The organism is Nocardia flavorosea (genome assembly GCF_015477805.1).
Classification (GTDB): domain Bacteria; phylum Actinomycetota; class Actinomycetes; order Mycobacteriales; family Mycobacteriaceae; genus Nocardia; species Nocardia flavorosea_A.
This window is the reverse complement of sequence record NZ_JADLQL010000008.1, coordinates 116,386-136,494: the sequence shown is the minus strand read 5'-3', so window position 1 is coordinate 136,494 and position 20,109 is coordinate 116,386. Positions and strand designations below refer to the sequence as shown.

Sequence of the window (20,109 nt, the reverse complement as noted above, 5' to 3'; positions counted from 1 at the left end):
AGTAGCCCTGCGTGAGTTTATCACCGACTCGGCTGGTCAGTGCTGGCAGACAAACGTTCTCGCCTTCGGCAGCCGCATATAGCGCCACTGAACCGACTGGCCGACCGCATCGCCGACGCCGAAGCTATCCCGCGCGGCCACGCGCCCTATGTCGACCCGGATCTGGGCGGCGTCCACGCCCGGGCTCTGGTACTGCTCGACAATCCTTCGACCAAGGCCGACGCTGCGCGGACCGGCGGGTCCGGGCTGCTCAGTCTCGACAACAACGACCACACGGCCAAGAATTGCCGGGAAGCACACGCGGCGAACGGAATCGAGTGGTCCCAGGTCGTCCACTGGAACGTCTGGCCCTTCCCGACCGGTCGGGAGAACGGCGGCTCCACCGCCGCTGAACGTTCGCGTGCAGTCCATTGGACCCGCGAGTTCGTCACCCTGCTGCCCGAGCTCGAAATCGTGCTCTGCCTCGGCCGGGCAGCGGAGGACGGCTGGAAACGTACCGGAATCCATCGCGACGACTTGTACGTGTTCCCGTTCGGCGTGCCGCATTGCTCGCGCCGCGGCCTGGCCACTCCAGCGGCCCGACAGCGCTTCGAGGCTGCCATCACCCAGTTGGCCAGACTGCTACCTTCGCCTCGCAATTCTCGTCCGACGGCATGAAGCGGCCGATGGCTGCGTCTGATGAGCAGTACTGGGCTACAGCAACATTGAGCTTTCCGTGTGCATTCCTTGTGGCCAATGCGCTGTTGCATCCGGTCGCCGCCATTCGGTCCGCGGTGGATGTTCCGGATAGATCGGAAGGGGCCGTCGCCGGCGTCGTGCCGTTCCCGCTCTTGCTGATGGCAGCGGCGCTACTGGCTCGATCGGCATCGCCCGTGAGTTGTGGTGCGGCCTGCGGTCTCGCGGCAGCGGGCCTGTTGATCATCGTTGCCGGCGTACTCGCGTGAGCCACGGCAGCCCGGACAGGCTTGCCGGACCGGACGGCAATTCGGGCTCTCGCAGCTGGTTCGGCCTGGTCGGCTTCGTGACCGTCGTGCTCGTGTTCTCGCCGCTGTTCGTTCTGGACTCGACCGTCGAGGGCTTCTCTGGTTCCGGCCGGCGGTGGATTGTGGCGGTCGGGGTGATTTGTGGCGTGCTGCTCACCGTGTCGCGCGGTGCCTTCCGGCAGACCGGGGTTGCGCTGATCGTGGCCGTGTCGAGGGTCGTGCTGCCGTACACGGCCTATCCGATTCTGGCGGTGCTGCTGGTTGCCGTGCCTGTCGTCGCGATATGCGCGCTCGCTGCGGGAGTTCCGTACCTGGTCTCGCGGCACCGTCGCCGGTGACCCGAGCAATCTCGATGTACTGGGCGCCCACTACAGATGAAGGACGTCCGCGCCCGAAACAGCGCGATCCTCGGGCCCTGTCATCCGGCAGGAACTCCCGAGGTTCACTACCAACCTCACCGCAGTGGGCTGGCTATGTCGCAGAACCTGCGTGACCAGGCTGGTTTGGTCCACCGAGACCCCCTGCGAGCTGTCGAGTCGTGGTCCGGCGTCGCGAGCGTGCATTGGAAATTCAAGATCGCTAGGCCTCGAATGGTCAGCTATGCTGGCGACTGCACAATGAGCGAGTTTCCGCTGCAGCGGGGTTTCGGACCGGGAAAGGCATTTTATGTCATGGCGGCAGATCGGTGTCCTGTTTCCTGACGACAGTGCGCTTACTAGGCTGCGCCGGGTCGTGGAGGTTGCAGAGAAAGGCATGAGGGATACAAGCTCCTGTACGCTATCTTTTGAAATTTATGATCGCATAAAATCCAAAGCTGTCTTGATCGCGCACGGCAAGTCGATATTATTCGCGGCCGAAGTTGAAAAATGCGTCAAGGCGGATGACATACGATGGGCCTTTTCGTTTCGCTCAGTGTTCAAGTTGTCCCACCCTCTGCGCATTTCCATGGTAGAGGCTCGGCTTGTGGCATCTCAGCGGAAGCCGATCAAAGATCGCGGTGGCGCGTTCACTGACAATGCTTCGGATAAGGTTTTGAATCTTCTCGTCGAGTATGACCGAACGCTCGGCGAATATATTGATTCAACCTTCGGTTATCGGTTTTCCGGGTCATCTGACTCGCGTACAGCCCGAATAGCTCAAGAGCGGGATGCCTTGGCCTCGATCATAGCATTCACCGGCTTTCCCGGTCTCGGGCCAGAGGAAGGTCTGCTGTTGCAGGAGGAAAAGGTCGATATTTCCGAGAGGGGTTCGTTTCTCCCGAGAGGAAAGTATGTTCCCCCTCGTGAAGACGCCATGATCGAGCACGATGCTAATAACTTTCTCGGATGGACGCCGCAACCCAGCGATTAGCTAGGTGTCCGTGTGTACAGTGATGGCCGCGATCGGACTCTGCGGGTTATGAATGTCAACCGCACACGCATCGAGGAAAACCTGGGGCCTGACCTACTCTATTATCACGTACAGCGCCGCTGTTTCGTCCTTGTTCAGTACAAGAGGATGGAGAAGGAGAATGCGGTATGGCGGTACCGGGTGGATGATCACTTCCGGGATCAACTATCGAAAATGAGAGATCTTGACTCTGCCTGCGCGAAAGTGGCCGACCGCAGCGATTTCAGGCTGACTGCGGAACCCGGCTTTGTGAAGATATGCAAGTTGGAAAGCTTCGACATCGACAGTCTTTCGGTTGTATCGGGAATGTGTATGCCCCGGGCACAGGTCGAATTGCACATCGGGAAGTTCAAGGAAACGGGCAAATCGGCGGTATTCTCCTACGAGACCGTAAAGGACTACATGACCAGCACTCTCTTCTCGCAGCTGGTTGCCTACGGTTATGTAGGGAGCAGTGATGTAGGTACGGATATTGTCTCCCGAGAAATCGAAATGCGCTGACGCGCAGGGGGTCTGCGATGGTTGGAGTTTTTGATGATCCGAGCGGGCAGCGGCCATCCTGGAATTGACCATGCCTAAGGAGCAGAGGCAGAGGCGCTTGTTAGGAGGCGGGGGGCCGGTGTGGTGGCGTGATGAGTGGTGGGTACGCCAAGTAGTACGCCCGCCCCACCACATATTATTCCACATCTAAGCCGGAACCTGCGTTGGTTGCGGATCCTGGGCCCGGTTTGTCTAGAAACCCGAATGGCGGCGGGAACTATTCAACAGCCGTTTTCGTCCCGCCACCGTGCTGCGTGACGCGCGGGCGGAGGCGTACCTTGACCGCTTTCCTGGTGAATTCCTGGTCGGTGGCCTTGCTGGCCCACACCCACGCCTCGCCTTGTGTGAGGTTCGCCAATTTCGACGGCGAAAGATCGGCAAGGGCGGCGTTGGCCTTCTGGATGTGCTTCAGCCAAGCTGGTGACGTGAACTTGTGCAGGAAAATATGGTCGGAAAGCTCGATTAGTGAAATCGGCACCGACGGCGGATCCTGACTTGCGACCAGCACGCTCATCCCTTTGTGTCGCATCTCGCGCACACTTTCCACGAGGCCGGCGATCAGGTCGGGGCTTTCGATGTACTTGTGCGCCTCGTCGAAGACCACGAGCTTATTGAATCGCGCCCCGTCGTTCCGGGCTTCGGCAAAAAGCTGCATGAGCACCACGAACAACCCAAGTGCTTCGTCTTTCTCGATGAACTCGTCGCGCAGATCGACAATGATCATCCGGCCCGGTTTCACCAGAGTTTTCACGCGCGCATGGTCATCGATGTACTCGGCCGCGAGGTCGAGGCGTTGGTGAGCCAGTTGCTTCAGATTATCGGTCAGCGACGAGCTGTCGATTCCCGTCCGGATCGCGTCCAGCCGAAGGTCGTTTCGGTTGGACTTCATGATCCGTTGGAGCTGACGTATATAGGTGGACTGATTGCCGATCGCTCCCATCAAGAACCGCCAGTGCTCGGCTCGCAGTTCGCTGGAGCCGAATTTCAGCGGAAGCACTTGGATTCCAGGGTATTCGGCAAGGCGATCAGCGAGTTGGTCCTCGGGGACCAACATGACCACGTCATCCAGGCCGGTCGGTTCCACGCCGTATCGTTCTCGCAGCTTAACGGTCTGGTCGGCGGCGCTGTTGGGGTTCACCATGCTGGTGAATTCCGGCGCGTAGTCCAGTGTTGGGCTGTAGTGGAAGACGATGGTCGCGAGCGGATTCGGCAGCTGGTTCACCGGAGGGTGCGCAAGTGACGCGGCCTCGATGATGGTGCCGAGGGTGTAGCTCTTACCACCGCCTTGGACGCCGAAGAGGCTGATGGTATGTGTCTCGTTCAGGTCGAGTGCGACCGTCTTGCCGGTGCCGGCGGTTTCGCCGATGACCGCGTATTGGGGGGATGACTGTACCGATCCGAGGAAGATGTCGGCGTTTCTTATGGAGGTTGACGCCAGGGTCTCCCCACGGGGTGCCGGCAATATCGGTTCTGCTTCCACGGACTGCGTCGTCCCGGTCGTAACCTCCTCTGGGTCCGGCCGGTCGGCGCTGTCATCCGTAGGCTCGACGTCGTCTTGCGGCGGGGTTTGCGGATCGTTCTCGACCTTGTCGCCCATCCGTTCCTCGAAAATGTCGTCGGCGGGCACGTCATGCCGGCGAGCTGGGGCCCTGAATTCGGCGGCGACAAGGCGCGGTACGGTCAGTTCCATCGAGCGCAGCGACGACAGCGACGGCGTGGCTTCACTGTGCGCGGGTTCGGCGGGTTTGGTTGGAATCGCATCGATGAGCTGCTGCACCAGGTCTCGTCCGACGCGGTGGAACTCGATGCCATCCTCGATCTCGTTCGAAATTCCTGTTGTGGACAGATCGAATATCAGTCCGGTCCTGGTGAACTCCAGTCGACAGGGCGGTTCGCGGTCGAGCCGGTCGAGCAGCCAGCGTGCTTCGGCTGCCGGCTTGGTGCCCATGGTGTCGTAGCGAACAGCCCGATCCAGATAGGAGCGCAGCATCGCAGCGAACTCGGCGTTGCGTACCACTCGGTCGGGCCGGTCCGGTTGGGTCAGATACGGATCGAAGTGCTCGGCGAGAACGCTTGCGCTTCGCTCGATTTGGTCGGCGATCCTGCTTTTCATCTCGTCGTACAACGAGTGCGAGACGCTGCTGTAGCATTTCACCTCGACCAGGCGGCAGACAATCTTCCGTTCCCGCGCATCGAGGCTGAACAGCGCTAGGTCGGTGCGCTGCAAACTGACGGATTCCCCGATCTGATCGCTGCGGCGAGCGTCGCGGTAGAGCTCGAGGTGGGAGTCGAGCGGGACAAGGATCTGGTTGGCGAGCACGCCCTGGTAATCGAGAAACAACCTCGCCAGTGCGAGTCCTAGCACTTCGGTTCGTTGGTTGGCTGCGGCCGACGCGATTTTCAAAGCCAAGCGGCCCGACAGCAAACGAAGTTGATCGAAGAACGTCCGCGTGTGTCGTGAGTCGATCTGAAGGTGGTGCTGTTCGATCACCGGTGTCAGTAGTGCACTGAGTTCGTCGATGGACCTCGAGGTGGTCACCACGTGGTGGCCGAGACCTTCTCGGCCACTTTCCTCGACATCGATGACGTAATCGGAGCGACGACTGCTGTGAGGGCTGTCGAAGTATTCGATCCCGAGGGTTCGGTCGATTGTGATGACCCAGTCGCTGGACTGATGGGCCTGATGGAGCAGTGTGTTGTCGGCTGCGTCCAGAGTGAGTCCGATATTCGGCACCATTCGCGTGCCCACCTGGCGGGTTGCGACGGCGCAAGCCGCGTTGGAGACCACCTCCGGCAGCGATGACAACAGATCGGTGAGTTCGTCCGACCGGGCCAGCGAGTGGGCCGAGCCGTGGCGTGGCTGCTTCTGCCATAGCACGGTGTCACCGTCGTCGGTGTAGGTGACCGTGACATCCTGCACCAGGCCGTGCACCGGGACGGTGCCGCGGTTGCTGGCTGGTATCGCTCCGAAGTCCTCGTTGCTGAATGCATCGAATAGAAAGGTGATGTGGGCGTTGTTCTCGCTTGTCGCCGACCGGAATTCATCGAGCGGGCGAATCGCGACCGTCAGCTTCGCCCCGGTGCCCGCAGCACGCGGGGCACGGAAAGTCTCGGCATCGAGAGTGTCTCGCCATTCACCCCGCAGCAGCTTCGATAGGGCCGATCCTTCGGTCGTGGACTCCGGCTCGGAGCTGAAGAGTCTCAGCTCATAGCAGATGCCCTTGAGCCCCCTGCGGGACTCGAGCACGAGCAGCATGTCCGCAAGCGCGTCCGCGCCGCCGGGATTGACTGCGTTGACGACGAGTGTGCCTACGTAAGGATGCAGCCGTAGATATCGTTCGATCCGGTCCGCGAGACGTCGACCGTCGACGACATCACCGTCTCCGCCGCGCCGAGCGACCGTGAGCGCCGTTGCCGTAAGACTGAGGAGTCTTTGAGGATCGGCGACATCTGCCGGAAGGCAGACTCCCCAGTAGGGAGTAAGGTTGCTTGCCGCGACCGCCATGCGGCCATCTGCTCGGGGGACCACGAGCGGAAACCCGAGGGGGCTCATCAGCCGGTGAGAGGCAGCGGTTGCCGCCCTGACGGTGACATCTACGTCGGCGGCGGCCTCCCTCCACTCATGTCCGAGTTCTGCCCAGGTAGCCAACCACAGCAGCCGTAGAGGATGAGTGGGCGAGGTCAGGATGATTTGTGTTCGGAGCCCGTGCGTATCGATATGGTCGACGGTTATGGTGTCAATTTGCAACAGGCCGGTCAGCTCTCGCAGCCGCTCTCGGAGTTGACTGTCGTCGGCCCGTTCGTTCTGATACAGCTGACGATTGAGCAGCTCGCCGTACGATTCGGCGTACTCGATCACCAACTCGTGGAACTGCCGGAGATCCCGCCCCTCCACGACGAGATCCTCATCGCCGCGGATGGCGCGAAACAGTTGGGTGCGGGTGCGCAGGAAGTTCGTCATGGCCTCGTCACCCGAGGCCGGCCAGATGTGTTCGACTGCTGTCGGTGTAGCCGGTACCCCGTTCCGGATGGCAATCTTCCACTGTCCGGGATTGCCCGGTGAGGCGAGGGTGCTGCGTTCGAGCTCGACCAACGTGGGCGACAGCGGGATCTCTACCTGAGCAGCGTTGCTGAAAGCGGCATGCAGCGTGGTTTTCCCGTCCCGCCACCCGACTTCCCGCAGCGATACGACCGACGGCGACTTGCCGTCGGTGACAGCCTTGAATGCCAGATCCGCGATGGCCTGAGAAACCCCGACGTCCTTGCTGATCCGCGTTGACGGGGCGGGGTCGTCGAGCGCTTCATCTGATACGATGTAGAACCGCTCGCTTTCGTTGCGAGGGCGGGCGCCATTGCGGTCCGGCACTACCGGCAACGGGACACCGTCCTCGTCGATCGGGAGCACACGCAGGAAATACCACCCGTCATCGAGCTCCGCTGCCCGAAGCCTTTTCAACGCGGCCTTGTAGCTGCGTTTGGCCGCCTTGGCTGTCTTGTTCACCTTCGTCGAGACCGACAGTCCGGTGAATCCGCTTTGTTCGGCAATCAGTTGAACAGTGAACTTCTCGAGCGCGGCGATGGTACGCGGATCGGGGTCGACCTCGAACTCGGCGGCGAGCTGGTTGACTCCTTTCGATCCGCCCAGTAGGTACGGCTGTCCGGTGATCGCCGATAGTGTCGGATGCTGCGCGTGCTCCGGGGCGCTGCCTGCGGTCGGGAGGTCGAGTTCCTTTACCCGGATCGTCATCCGGTCGTTGGCAGGACTGTCCTCGCGGAGAGGCCACCGTGGGAAGGCGAGTGGCCAGTTGGCGCGATCGACCACGATCCGGCGAGTCCAGGCCCTCGGATCTTCTGTGCCGTGATTTACCAGGAAGTCGGCCAAGCGCGCCCGGAAGGACGACTCGGTCAAGCCGAGCCTGATGACTCGCTGGCGGGTGGGTCGGTCTGCGGTGGTGAGCATGCCCATCTGCTGAACGTTGCGGGTCAGGCGAGTCCGTACTTCGGCGGCATCGTCGAAAAGATCGAAGTCGGGGATCAGCCCCAGTTCGAAGAGCGCCGCGCCGGCCGCCGACAGATCGTATTCGTTCAGCTTCACCGTAAGCAGATAGCGCGCGCGAGCGTACGAATTCGCCCAGAGCCACGCGTTCTCATCCAGCACCGAGAAGAGTTCCTTCACACCGATGTGCAGCTCCGCGGGAAGCTCGCTGAAGAGACGACCAGCGAGGTCGCCGTACACGTCGCCGAGTTCGATTTGCTCGAAGGTCGCGATATCGAAGGAGTCCTCGGCGCTGGCACGAGTGCCGGGTGGGATGAGGACGAGAAGCGGCGGGCGCCGACCATCCTCGTCGGGGTTACGCAGCTCGATCAGCTTGGTGCTGGTAACGGCGACGGATTCGGGTACGCCAGGCGGGCGGCCGAGGACATATACGTGCGCTCGGGTACCCGCAGCGGCCTGCAGTTGCGCGCACACGCCGGTCGCGAGGGCAGCGGACAGTTCTGTGACCCGGGCGCAGTGCCCATTCTCCCGGGACAACAGTACGGAGGTCAGTTTCGGGACCAGCAGCTGCTCGAGGGCCTCATCGAGGTCCCGGTCGGTCAGTTCGCGCAGTCCTTCGCTCATTGCTGTCCTGGTCTGAGTGTGGCTCCGACGACGTAGCGTGGAGTGATTGTCTGGGTCACGTAAGCATCGGAGAGGTCGGAATAGAACCCGATCTCTCGCAGCCGATCGACGAAGGCACGGGTGTTCGATCGGAGCGCAGTCTGATCGGCGATGGTGGCTTCGCCGAAACCGTCGCCGTCCGGGAGCCGATCGATGTACAGACCGTAACGTTCGCGCAGGACGTCGAGAAATTCGTCGACGCGCAGCGGCACAGTATGGAAGCCACCGTGGCCATCCGATCCGAGCAGTGCGATCTGCAACAGCACCTCGAGCAGCCGGCTATCGAGAATGAAGCGCCGCTGCCCTTGCTTGGGCTGGGTGATCATCGCGCCCGGCCGGTTCTTCAGCAGCAACGAATCAACGCATTCCCGCAGATAGCTGAGATGGAACCGCACCCGGTAGGTCGTGATCATCTCGATGTAGGTGGTGAAGTCGTCGAGCCCGAACTCCCGGATCTGCTCCGTAGGATCATCCTCGCCAGGGGGAATGCTGTCCAGGACGCGGCTGATCCGGGCGCCGGCGAACTGCTCCCGCTCGTGGGCGAAGTCTTTTCCGAGAAACGCGAGCAGCTCGGAAACACGAAAGACCCCGTCGGCAGGTCGGCTGATCTTCTTGCGCTTGACCAGTGAGTGCGCGAAGTCGTCGAGTTTGCGGACGACGAAGGTGGCGCGGATGAATTCCGGGAATCGCCCGTACCAACCGGCGGCGCTGCGTTCGGCCAACGCCGCCGCCGGTGTGCCGGATACTGCGGCGACGTCGAGGAAGAAGCTTGCCGACCGGGGCGCCGGCTCGCCCGCGACGAGGGCGGGGAGGAACTTTGCGCACCGGAGATGATACAGCGCGAGGTGGAAGGCGAAGAGGATCTTCAAGTACTCGACGAGGACCGACCTCGGGATCAAGTCCTTGTGGTAGAGCAGCCGAAGTGAATCCTCGACCAGCAGGGTCGACGCCTCAGCGTAGAGGGGAGGATGAAACACCGGCGCATCTGATGACGCCCGATCGGTGATGCTGTCCTTGACGGCCGTCGTGAGGTTGATCAGGGCCTGGGTGTCGACATCGACCTGGCCGTCCGCCTTGGTTTGGCCGGTTACCGCATCCAGTCCGGTGAAGAAGAATTCCCGCAGATATTGCAGCACACCGGTACCGGGTCCCTGGCCGGCTCGCAGCATGGAATACAACTGCTCATCTGCGCCGTACGACCGGGAATGACGGGCGTTTCGGAGCCGATACGTGAACCCGTGCAGGGGCCGCAACCCGGCGACTGCCTGCTTGGCCTTGCCACGGCTGACCAGGTCCAGTAGATGCGTTTCGAGCCACCGCCGCGAGGTATCGGAGTCGAACTCGGAAAATAGCTCCGGATGCTCGGTAATGGTGTCCGCGTACGCGTCGATGGACAGTTCGCTGGTTCTGAGGATGACGCTGGATCTGCCGTAGTGCCACAGCCGTGCCAGGAACGCAGTGAGTACCCGGTCCATGTCGAGGGACTTGTAGTCGATCGTCGTTACGCCAGGGAAGCGGAATTCCCGGTCGAGCTTGGCCAGAGCCATCAGCTCACCCCCATGCCCATAGTCTGCATCACCAGCCGCCCGTCCGGATCCCGCTGTACGCGGTGCAGATCGTCGCCGCCGGAGGTGAGCAGTACCTCCTGGTACGGCGCGGCCGCAAGTTCATTTTTGAAAATAGTGAGTCCGAGGAGTAGCCCCTGCTCGTCGGCGAGCCCAGGTAGATGGCCGTGGCGGAGCCGGTGTAGGAACTCGAAAAGGTCCAGCCCGATACGCAGCCGTGCCTGGTGCCCGCTGTCGGCGTGATGCTGAAGCAGCAGGCCATCACGCTGGGTTTCGAGGTATGGAGCGGAGTCAGAACCGGTCGTCGACAGTGAAAGATTCTCCTTGCGGAACAGTCGGTAGGACCGGATCGTACCGCCGACCACCTCGCGGATCTGCAGCGCGAGATCGCCACCGAACCGGCGTGGTTCGGGCAAGCCCTCACCGCGGTTGACGGCCTCGATGACCTCCGCCACGTAGGCCTGCGTCTGCGCGGGTGAAGCCAGCAGCTCCAGAAATGTTGTGGCGGACCGGTATGGCAGCAGCCGTCGGGCACGCTGCTCGTCTACGCATTCGAAGAAGAATCGTCTCCGCGCGGCCGCCAAATAACGCGAATGTAGCTCGGTTTGCGCCGCTGTGGGTTTCGGGGTCCGGGGAAGCTGGGAAAACAGCGCTTCGAGCAGATCCAGGTCGTAGTCATCGCGGCCGTCGATACGCATGAGCGCCTGCCCCGCATCCGGCCCGACATAGTCGAGCTTCCGGTCGAGTGCGGGTTCGGGCACCTTAGCCACATCGATCTCCCGCAGCAGTGTCAGCAACCGGTCTGGTGAATCGGGTAGCCCTGCCCAACTGTTGAAGTAGAAGCCGTCCAGGATGGCGCGCGTGTCACCGTCTCGGTAGAGGTCGTGAATCTGCTCGCATCCTCGACCGGAGGTGAGGGTGTAGGCCAGGGCGGACCGCACGTCCCGCACCGTCATGTGCAGCTTTCCCCTCAGGTGGTTCAGCGTGTACAGCTCCTTGAGCCGCGATACCACCTTCGGGCCCGCATTGGAATGACCCAAGGTGACTGCATTGTGCCGCGCAAAGCAACGTCGGGCCAGCTCACACGAACCACATGCCTCCCAGTACTCGTCGGCGGTCATCTGGTCGAGAATCCGCTCGAAGATCGACCCGTCGAGCTCCCGATCCGCGACCAGGCTGCGGCGGTTCAGGTTCACCACCGCGATGCCCTCCGCCGGGGATCCGCCGTTGAGTCCTGCCCGCACGGCCTGTGTGAACAGGCCGAACGAGTCGGCCTGCGTCGCGCAGAAGTCGACGAGGCGGCCCTCATTGATGGCGATCAGTCGGATGTCGCCGTCGGGCGCTGCCCCGTCGCGGTACGGCGCGAAGAAGTCGAGCAACACCTCGTCGTTGTCGCGTGCGCCCTCGTCCTGACTTCCGTCGTAGTTGGTTCGCAGCCACGTCCCGTTGAACAGGCGGATATCCGCTCCGTTGACGCGTGGCGGACCCGCCGTTGCCCCCTCGCGCAGCGCCTTCGCGACGAGCGCCTCGAGGAAGGCGGTCTTGCCGTCGCCCGCATTGCCGGTGATGACGACCAGGCGAAACTTCCCGGCGAGTACGTCGTCGCGCAGTTCGTTGTCGAGCAGCGTCGCAACATACAGCTTGTACGGGTCGTGCCCGCGGGTGCCGGCGTTGCTGCTCGTACTCTGGCTGTACAGGGTTTGCAGGTGGTCGACGAACGGATTGGTGCCGACAGGAATACCGCCTTGGGGTGCTGGAACCGGTTCCAGTGGCGGTGTTTCGCGTGGCTTCCGGATCGTGTCACCAAACGCGTCGAGAGCTTTACAGAACTCCTCGGCGCTCGCGAAACGGTCACTGCGCAACGGCGCGATGGCCTTGAGAACGGCGGTGGCGAAACCGTCGGACAGGTCGCTCAGTCCGGGTAGCTCGCGGGGGTCGCGGGGAAGTTCCGACAGCACGGGCTTACCCTGGTTCACGAACGGCCATTCCCCGGTGAGCGCTTCGTACAGGATCAGGCCCGCGCCGTAGATGTCACGGTCGATGAGCCGGTCGGAGTTCATCGGACCACTGTCGGTGACATCGGGTGGCACGTACCGGTGATTGCCGCCTGCCCTGCTCAGGCTGGACTCGGCGGTCACTGCCACATTGAAGTCCAGGATCTTACAGCCCTGATCGGTGCGGAGCACGTTGTTGGGTTTCACGTCGCAGTGGTAGACGCCGCACCCGTGCAAGAATCTCAAACCTGCCGCGAGGTCGCGGCCCACGGCGAGGGCATCCGCGGGGTTGAGCGCCCCTTCCTGCAGAAGATCTTTCAGATCACGACCATCGAGATATTCGAACACCAGATAGGGCACCGTGCCGCTATCGAGATACCCCGCACCTTCCACCTTCACTACGTTCGAGTGCGGCGGCAACCCGCGCAGGATCGTGTACTCCTGTCGCAGTCGCTCGACCTCCGACTCCCGGTCGCGGTCGACGATCTTCACGACTTGATCTGCGCCGGCGAGGTTGTCGTACACCTGGTACACGACGCCGAATGTGCCCGCTCCGAGTTTGCGGCGGATCGTGTACTGCGGCGTGAGCTGGTATCCCTCCGTCAGATTGCGCAGGCCGGGCTTTTCGGATGCTGCCCTTTCTTCCGCGCCCTGCTCCCTGCTGGGCCGACGTCCTCCAGCGATCCGACCGAACTGCTGAAAAGCCTCCGCCGCCGGAGGGCGGGCCGACGGTGCCAGCGCGCACAGCTGTTGCAGCAGTGACGCCACGTCCTCCGGCACCCCGGCCCGCGTAAGGACGTTCGTCGGCAGCACACTGCCCTGTTCGAACTGCTCGACCGTCGTGGTGAACGGAAGCTCACCCGTGAGCAGCTGAAAGGCGATCACCCCGGCGGCGTACACGTCGGAGGCACGACTCATCTGCTGAACCCGGCCCTGGCACTCCGGAGCCACATAGGCCGGGTCCAGAACATCACCGAGCTTGCCCTGCACCGTCATCGCCCGCGGCCCTTCTGGGCGTGCGTAGTCGAACCCGGTGAGCATCGCCCGGCCATTGGGCTTCATCAGCACACTGGCCGGCGACAGCGCACGGTGTATTACCTTGTGTCCGTGCGCCCACGCCAGCCCGCGCAGAATATCGGCGATGACACGAATCTTCACATCCGCTGACATCGGGTTGCGTGTATCGGTCAGGCGCGCGTACAGCGCCCGTCCGTGCGGGTCGTCGAGGACCTGGACGAACTGATCCTCGTCCTCGGTCGGGAAAAAGTCGCGACTCCCGACGATGCACTCGTTGGACGGCATCCGCGCCAGCACCCGGTAAGCATTCGCAAGCGCATTCCGCTCGGCGTTCCGCTGTTCCTCCGGCTGGAACGGATCCACCCGATACACCCGCAGCAGCACCGATTCCGAACCACCGAGCTCAGCGTTGATCGCCCGGTACTCGGTCACTTCATCGCTACCGCCCAGGCGCTCGACTACCGTCCAGTGCCCGAACCGGCGCGGACCGGTCGGCCGCTGCACCGATCCCGTCAGGGCTTCGAGCAGGTCCGACCGGTATTGCGTGAGGTCTCGCGACATGCCGGCACGAACACGCGACACATCCGCGAGCATCGGAATCAATCCGTCCATCGAGGTCACGCTGTTTGCGTCCGCACCGGGCGCGCTGTTCGGGTCGACGAGGACGGCGTTCGGAGCGGTCAGCACCACCAGCGTATCGACGTATACCCGGCTGAGAACCCGCCGCTGCCTTTCGAGGTAACCCTTGTAGGCCCGAGCGTGCCCGTTCAGCTTCGCCACTGGAGAACCGAAAGGTTGACGGCCGTCAGGGAACCATCGATGCCCGCTGACCTCGATCCGTCCGCGCGTGCCTTTCACATCTATCAGGCACACCGAATGCTCCGTAACCACGATCAGGTCGACTTCGTACCGGCCACCGTGCACGGGGATTTCGATATTGTGCAGCACCCACCACTCGTCGGGTCCATGGTCCCGCAGGTATGCGATGACCGCACGCTCCGCGTCGTTGACCGGCGGCCCCCCGCCGACGATCTCTGCCATGTCTATCTGGCCGCCTCTCGAATCGCCTTCTCCAGTAAGGTCATAGCCTCGTCCTCCAGCGCATCGGCCTCATCTCGGCGTCGGTACGACTGTCGCACGGTCTCGGTAATCCTATCCCGGGATTCGTTGTCGCACATTGGTATTGGTAGTTCAATCCGAAACGAGGCATGGATGTCCTGCTGCTTGCCCCCAGTGCTCATTGAGCGAAGTAACCTGAAGGCAATGTCAGACCTGAAAAAAGCGAATAGGTATGGATTCGACACGGCCGGGTCGCCCGATCGGATTCGCAGAAAGTGTCCTGTGAAAGCATTCTTCAGCGCCGATCCGGTTGCAAAGATAGCCCTGCAATAGACTTCGGTTTCGCCAAGTGTTCCTGTCGAGGCAACGAGCACTGTCTCGTCATCCACCTGCACAGCGCGCCGCTCAGACTCAGACATTGAAACCCAGCGCCCCTCCGGACGCATCCAGAACCCCTGTCGTTGGCCGACTAGCTTAACTCCGTATCCAGGCGCCGCGTCGATCCTTTTGAACTGTGGACCGCGGGCGAGTAAACCATTTTCACAGACGCTACCGAGCGAACGGTGTGGTACATCGCGAATCCGTGCGATCAGGCGCCGCGCTCTCGGGGAAAAGTTGAGGGCCCGCAGTGATTCGCTGCGAACGCCATCGACATGGAAACCTATTTCGCGGTCGTCATGCCAGTTGTATTCCAAGAGATCGGAGAGTCCTGCACTGGTGAAAAGGTCTTCCGTTGCTGATATCACGCCCTTCTGATACCGGGAGCGCAGTTTCATTGCGTGTTGGATCAGGGAGTCGATTTGGGACTCGATCCCGTTGCCGAGGCGGGGAATGGGGATGTCGACGAGGTGTGGAGGTTCTATGTGCTTGATGCTACTTCCGTAGATTCCGCCCTTGATCATCGCCGTGCCGTACCGGCTGGCAAGGAACGTGTAGAGGTATCCACCCGGAATATCCGCTCCAGGGACGACGCGCAGCACGTCCTGCGTGCACGCGTATCCCTCCATCTCATTTCGGGCATAGGTGACGCGGCCCGCGGTCATTCCAGAGCACGTAATGAGTGTCCATCCCGGCTCGAGGGGAAGCTTGGGGTCCGAATCGAACGACTTCTCGGTGATCATGGGCAGCGTCGACAGGTCCGCCTCGAAGATGTCCGCGCTTGAAAGGAACCGAACACCGTGTTCCGCGCTTCCGGTCCAATGGCGTTTGAAGATACCTGGGCGAAATATCCGCTCGGCCAGGTCCCCCAGCTGCTCAGTACGAGAAACGTGACGAAGCATCATCCGTGCCGCGTACGTCTCGGAGATGAACGGTCCGGGGTCGAGTCGGAACCCTTGGTCCGCGAGCCAGCTAGCGCGAACCGGGTTGTCGAAATCGACGAGTTTCATCTACTTGATGCTCCCTGGTTCCGGGTACTTCCGGCGGAATTCGTGATACTTCTCGGCGATCACCGGAAGATCGTTGTCCGGCACGCGACCCTTGCGGACGAGGCGGCGGGTGATGTGTTTGCCGTTGATCGGTATGGTCTCGGTCTCCTCGCGGGTGGTGAGTATCAGCTCGCCGTCGGGGGTGCGCTTGTACACCGGATTGCCGCGGCGGTCGACACCGACCTTCTCGGCAACGGCCATGAACACCGGGTAGTCGTCAGCAGCACCGCCCATCGAGGCGGAATAGCGTTCCGCGTCGGTTTTCTTCTTGAGGAATAACAGGGAGGTCAGGATATTGACGTTGGCTTCCACGATGAACGTCTCCACCGGCAGTTCGATGCTGGCGAGCACCCAGCAGTTGTCGAGGATCCATCGCCGGATCGCCTCGTCCGTGGGGCCGGGATTGGACAGGATCCCGTTCGGCAGGACGATGCCGATCCGGCCGCCGGGGCGGACCCAGTCCACGGCGCGTTGGATGAACAGTTGCTCCGGTGACATGGCGGTGATCTCGGCTCGGCCGGGTTCGAGTTCACCGGTTTCCCGGTTTCTGGTCCAGGGACGGGCCACGCCTTCACGGTATTGGTCGATGGTCTTGCGGTCCTCGACTTTGATGTCGGTGCCGAACGGCGGGTTGGTCATCAGCACGTCAACACTGCCCAGTGGGATCCGCTGGTCGGCGATATCGTTGCCGGACCGGTCGCCGTGCGGGAACTTGAGCGAGTCCATGTGGTAGACGTTCCCCGTTCCGCCGGTCAGGGTCATCAAGCTCATGAGGGTGGCGCGGACGAGGCTGGAGTCGAAGTCCGCGCCGAACAGGTTGCGGTCGGCGAACGCAGCGAGGCGTTGAATCTGCTCCTCGGTGTCCGGGAGGCCGACCGTGCCGTCCTGCTCTTTCCACTGTGCGAGCAGGTGACGCAGTGTTTCGCGAAGGAAACCGCCGGTACCGCACGCCGGGTCGAGGACGACGTCGTGTTCACTGGGGTCGAGGATCTCCACCATGAGCTTCACGGCGCCGCTGGGCGTGAAGTACTGCCCGCGGTCCCCGCGCAGGTTGGTGCCGACCAGCTCCTGGTAGGCGACGCCCTTGACGTCCATGTCGGTGCCCTGCAGATCATAGGAAGCGAGTTCACCCACGATGAACGCCTGCGCCGCCGGCGACAGGGCGATCTGATCACGGTCGTCGAAGTGCGGATAGGTCTTCTTCACCTCGGTGAACAGGTCCTGGATTCGTTCGGCGATCTGCTTCTGACCGTCCGGGTCGAAGGGTTCGCTCGGCAGTGCGTAGAACCTCGGCGACTGTCCCGTCCGCTTGACGGTGCGCTCATCATGGATTTTGGCGAACAGCAGGTAGAGGAACTGCCAGAAGGCGACGTCCTTCGCCATGCCCTCGTTGCCGTGGATGTAATTGTGACACCGCCGGAATGCCGTGCGCAGCATTGCATATTCGCCGCGGCGAAGCTTCGCCGTGGACGCGACCGACCGGGTGCCGACCGAATCGGGCGAAACCGGCCAGTTCGCAATCGGCTCGAACTTCGCGCCGAACCGGCTGGTCTTCTTGTGGAGGAAGAAGAAGTCGACGCCGTCGGCCCACATACCGTACTCGGCGTTCGGCGTGGCCTCGGTCCCGAGTAGGAGTTCCAACTCCTCGAGGTCCTGCTGAGCCTGCTGAAAGGTACGGATCTTGGTGACGGTGCGGCTCGCCTTCGGCTTCGGCTTGCACACCACGACCCGCTGGAGGTTCTCCGGTGTGTGCTCGGTTCCGGGCTTGAAAATGGCGATATCGGCCTTCTTGCGGAGCTTGCGGGCGCCTTGGGCTTGCACCTGGATCGGGTAGTCACGCTCCATGTCGTCGACCGAGATCCCGTACTCATGGAAGAGAGCGCGCGCGATCTCCTGACGCACCTCCTCGTTGGCTCGCATCTTCACCGGCTCGTTCCTGATGAAGTCGAAGACCTCGTTGTCGGCGAGCGACTCCGCAGCGGTGCCGTGATCCTCTACCTCGTTCGGCTCGCCGAAGTCCAAGGTGCCCTGAGCCATCCGTGTATGCCCCGATCTGCCGTGTCGATGTGTCAAGGTCGGCCCATCCATAAGCTGGGGATACGCCGACCACCTAACATAGCGGGTTGGTCCGACAGCTACTGTGGGAACCTCATGGCGCTGTAAGAGCCGTCTCCATAGTGGGATGTGTCACTGTTCGGGCGTCGGCTCCGGCTCGAACAGGTCTGCGACGGTCTGCTCCGCACGGACCTCCTCGGCTAGGTCCCTCAGAGAGCCTTGTTCGGGGACGTACCAGTTCAGCGTGCCCTGCACATTCTGATCTACTCCGGACGCCAGGTTCCGCATCCGGCGGACCAGACCGCTCGGCGAATACCACTGGCCGTCTGCCTGCCATTGCAGCTGATCCCTTGTGCTGTTTCGCCACACGGCGAGACTCCGAGCCGGCTCGGCGGCCAACCAGTCGGTCATGTCGCGCCGTTCCGGCCGTGTGAACGGCCGGAACTCGAGGCGGGTGCCATCCGGGATTCGTTCAGCGTCGACCAGTGTGCGCACAGCGTCGACCTGCCGTCCCGGTCGCGCTTCGCCCGACATTTGGTAGTCCGAACGCAGCTCCGGCGTGGTGTCGCCATCACGCATGCCCCGGATCGCGGCGCGGGCTACCCGCTCGATGCGCTCTGTGTTCCGCACAGCAGCGATGATGTGGCTCGACTTCCCGTACTCGGCGTCGATGGCGAACAGCGACCATGACAGCGCGTCCTTGACCAGCCCCGGGACCTGGTCGAGCCGAGCGTCCCAGTCCGTTCCGGGGTCTTCGATGCTCTTCGTATCGAGCAACCGGAAGACTACGTGCGTGACCAGGAGGTCGCCGTATCCGGCCATCGCCGAGGCCCGTGACATCAGCTCATCCCGCAGCGCGTCGAGTCGCGCACGTACCCGGCGGGCCAGGAGCACGCAGCGCCAGACACGCTGGGCATTTGGGGTGAGGCCGAATATCTCGCTGTAGACACCGTCGTCCCACAGCGCATTGGGGTCACGCTTGGCCAATGCGGCGAACTCGGCATTGGGGTGGGCGGCCGCGAGCGCCTCAGCGGCCTCCGTGATCGAACAACCGTGTTCCAGGTTCGGAACAGGCTCACCCCTCTTGATCACATAGCTGAGGCTCAGCTGCAATGCAAAGTCGTCGCGGAGCTGCACCTGCCTGGGGTCGAGGGACTTGAAGTCTCGATCCTCGATCGGGTTCTGCGTGTTCGTGTTGGTTGTCACCAGGTCGCCGAACTCCGGCGGACAGTCCTCCAACGAGATCAGGCGCACCATCACGCGCCCCTGTTGCGCGACGTCGGGCATGGCCTTGTGTGCCTCGTATATCGCGCTGACGGTCTGCGCACCATTGACCACGCTGGCGCCGCTGACCAGGAACTCTCCGACGCCGCCTGGAACCGGAGCGCGTCCGGCCGGCCGGATCGAATCGCACAGCATCGTGATCCCGTTGCTGAAGTACCAGAAGTGCTCGGGCTGCTCGAGCAGGGTGGCACGGATCTTGGGATTGACGTCCGACACGTCGAGCGCGTCACGGATGTTGCGGGCGAACAGCCCCCGCCGGTGTTCGTCGTACAGGTCGGCTATGTCAGGTACGGTCATCGTCCCGTACATGGCGCGATAAGGGCTGGTCTCCTGGCCGAAACCCTCCAACCGCAGCGTCGCGGCGATCTTCGGCGCGGCCGCGTCGCCGAGGATCGCCCGGTGAAAGTCGCGTAGGTCGAGGACCTTGTAGTCCACCATTTCCTCGACCTTGTTGTACTGCGCGATACTCGATTCGAGGAGCTCGCGGATATCGTCGTTGAGAGGCTCGGTTCGCATCAACGCGAGGGCGAGCGTAATCCTCGGCGCCCGGCCCTCGAATGCCTGTTCAACTGCTCGGACATGTCGCTGGAAGCGGCGGTTGAACCGATCGAACTCGAGCTCGATCAGCAGGTCCAAGCCTCGGATCATCTTATGGACCTCGGCTTCGCCGAACCCGGCCTTGGCTTTGTCGCTCCACTTCGCCTGAATCAGCGTTATCCGGGGTTGAGCCTGTCGGTTCTCCACGGCGATTGCGTCCAGACCCCGGTCATCCTGGCCGTCGAACACCGCCTGAGTTGCGACAAGGTCGCTGCATGGGTGCTCGATCTGAACTGCAAGCGCGGCCAGGCCGCGGCTGCGAAGCGCTTGCTCATGCTCACTGCGACGCGGGATGTCGGATAGATCGATGAGTCTGCCGAAGCGTTCCTCGATGGCCCGCTGCACGTACCTCGCCTGAACGACGCTCATCCATCTCCCCTCCAGTCGGCGTCTGCGAGGTGACTGTAGTCAAAAATGCAGAAACCCGACAGCTGGGCGAGAGTTGCACCCAGCGAATGTGGATCAAGTGAACCCGCTGGGGGCGGGTAATGGATCAAATCGGCCGGGTACAGCGATGTCGAGTTGTTTCGGCGGTGCTAT

General features: G+C 62.4%; 11 protein-coding genes. 5 read left to right on the top strand and 6 right to left on the bottom strand.

Going from position 1 to position 20,109, the window contains the following annotated elements; translation table 11 throughout:
• Positions 1–39: 39 nt before the first annotated feature.
• From IU448_RS28290 to IU448_RS28270, 5 genes are all read left to right on the top strand, one after another.
• Positions 40–657, top strand: a complete 618-nt coding sequence (locus IU448_RS28290; protein ID WP_195058782.1) for a uracil-DNA glycosylase — start codon at positions 40–42, stop codon at positions 655–657.
• The gene (locus IU448_RS28285) at positions 654–944 is read left to right on the top strand and encodes a hypothetical protein (protein WP_195058781.1); all 291 of its coding nucleotides are present in this window, start codon (positions 654–656) and stop codon (positions 942–944) included. Before IU448_RS28290 ends, IU448_RS28285 begins: the two co-directional genes overlap by 4 nt.
• A complete protein-coding gene (locus IU448_RS28280) occupies positions 941–1,321 on the top strand; it encodes a hypothetical protein (RefSeq protein ID WP_195058780.1) in 381 nt (126 codons plus the stop codon). The genes IU448_RS28285 and IU448_RS28280 overlap by 4 nt, the downstream gene beginning before the upstream one ends.
• Before the next feature lie 394 nt (positions 1,322–1,715).
• Complete coding sequence (locus tag IU448_RS28275; RefSeq protein WP_195058779.1) at positions 1,716–2,333, top strand: hypothetical protein; 618 nt, start codon at positions 1,716–1,718, stop codon at positions 2,331–2,333.
• Positions 2,334–2,381: 48 nt separating this feature from the next.
• A complete protein-coding gene (locus IU448_RS28270) occupies positions 2,382–2,873 on the top strand; it encodes a hypothetical protein (RefSeq protein WP_195058778.1) in 492 nt (163 codons plus the stop codon).
• 256 nt (positions 2,874–3,129) lie between these two features.
• On the opposite strand, the gene mads8 is transcribed toward IU448_RS28270, so the two are convergent.
• The 6 genes from mads8 to IU448_RS28240 all read right to left on the bottom strand — a co-directional run bounded on the left by mads8 (position 3,130) and on the right by IU448_RS28240 (position 19,938).
• Positions 3,130–8,532 (bottom strand): methylation-associated defense system ATP-binding protein MAD8, encoded by a 5,403-nt coding sequence (gene mads8 / locus IU448_RS28265; protein WP_195058777.1) that lies wholly within the window; start codon positions 8,530–8,532, stop codon positions 3,130–3,132.
• A complete protein-coding gene (gene mads7, locus IU448_RS28260) occupies positions 8,529–10,118 on the bottom strand; it encodes a methylation-associated defense system protein MAD7 (RefSeq protein ID WP_195058776.1) in 1,590 nt (529 codons plus the stop codon). The genes mads8 and mads7 overlap by 4 nt, the downstream gene beginning before the upstream one ends.
• Complete coding sequence (gene mads6 / locus IU448_RS28255; protein ID WP_195058775.1) at positions 10,118–14,188, bottom strand: methylation-associated defense system protein kinase MAD6; 4,071 nt, start codon at positions 14,186–14,188, stop codon at positions 10,118–10,120. The genes mads7 and mads6 overlap by 1 nt, the downstream gene beginning before the upstream one ends.
• A 2-nt stretch (positions 14,189–14,190) precedes the next feature.
• Entirely contained in the window at positions 14,191–15,594 is a 1,404-nt protein-coding gene (gene mads5, locus IU448_RS28250; RefSeq protein ID WP_195058774.1) for a methylation-associated defense system restriction endonuclease subunit S MAD5, read from the bottom strand.
• Positions 15,595–17,670, bottom strand: a complete 2,076-nt coding sequence (gene mads2 / locus IU448_RS28245) for a methylation-associated defense system DNA methyltransferase MAD2 (RefSeq protein WP_195058773.1) — start codon at positions 17,668–17,670, stop codon at positions 15,595–15,597.
• 150 nt (positions 17,671–17,820) lie between these two features.
• Positions 17,821–19,938: an AIPR family protein gene (locus IU448_RS28240; RefSeq protein ID WP_195058772.1), complete on the bottom strand. Its 2,118-nt coding sequence runs from the start codon at positions 19,936–19,938 to the stop codon at positions 17,821–17,823.
• Positions 19,939–20,109: the final 171 nt, after the last annotated feature.